Raw genomic sequence first — 1,088 nt, forward strand, 5'->3', positions numbered from 1 at the left:
CAGTTGGAGAAGGATTATGCGGCGCTGAAGACGGATGCGGGCCATGTCCGTGACGCGGGTGCCGATGTGCATGCCCAGTTCCAGGGGCTGTCGGCGTATTACCAGGCGCCGGAGGCGGAGAAGCTGTTCGCGACGACGAAGCCGGTGAAGGACAGGGCGGACGCGTTCGCGGACGGCCTGGAGTCGGTGTCGGGCGCGTTGTCGTCGTATGCGACGGAGATCCGTCCGCTGGTGGCGAAGCTGAGGGAGCTGAAGAGCCGGGCGGAGACGTTCGTCGACTCGGTTCGTGATGACGACGAGTGGGAGTACGACGAGGACAAGGTGGGGGAGCACAACCGGCTGCGTGGGGAGATCACGGAGACGGTGGCTGCTTTCTGGGCGGCCGAGCGGACGGCCCACAACAAGATCACCGCGTTGTGGGGCGGCACGCAGATGGTGGCCGGTGACGGTTCGGAGCGGAAGGACCAGTACGGGTTCTCGGCCGGGGACATGAAGAACGCGAGGCTTCCCTGGGGTGACCCGGTGGAGGAGAGGCATCACTGGTACGAGGCCGGCCACTGGGTGAAGTCGTTCGTGTGGGACGGCCTGATCGTGGACGGTGTCTGGGGCACGATCAAGGGTCTGGGGACGCTGGTCGGCTTCGGCGGCTGGGAGGCGATGGGCCAGGCGTGGAAGGGGCTGGCGCAGCTCGCCACGGGTCTGGCGCTGACGGTGATTCCCGGTGCGGGCAGGATGTTCTGGACCCTGCCGGACGAGAAGCTGCCGTCCTGGATCCGTGATTCGCGCACCGCGATGAAGGAGACGGGCAAGGCGCTGGTGGCGTGGGACCAGTGGGGGAAGAATCCGGCGCGGGCCGCCGGCGCGGTGACGTTCAACGTGCTGACCACGGTGTTCACGGGCGGTGCGGGTGCTGCTGCGTCGGGAGCGGGCAAGGCGGGTGCGGTGGCGCGGGTGCTGGGCACCACGGCGAGGGCCATCGATCCGATGACGTACATCGCCAAGGGCGCGGGTGCAGGCCTGTCGAAGATCGGCGACATCAGCGCGGCGCTGAGGGGCGTCGGCACCATCGACATCCCCACCCTCCCGGA

1 pseudogene is annotated in these 1,088 nt (G+C 68.2%); it reads left to right on the plus strand.

The features are described 5' to 3' along the window. Positions 1-1,088, plus strand: a pseudogene (locus ACFF45_RS35440) (ADP-ribosyltransferase); the annotation flags it as partial.

This window comes from Streptomyces cinereospinus (assembly GCF_042430725.1).
GTDB lineage: Bacteria > Actinomycetota > Actinomycetes > Streptomycetales > Streptomycetaceae > Streptomyces > Streptomyces cinereospinus.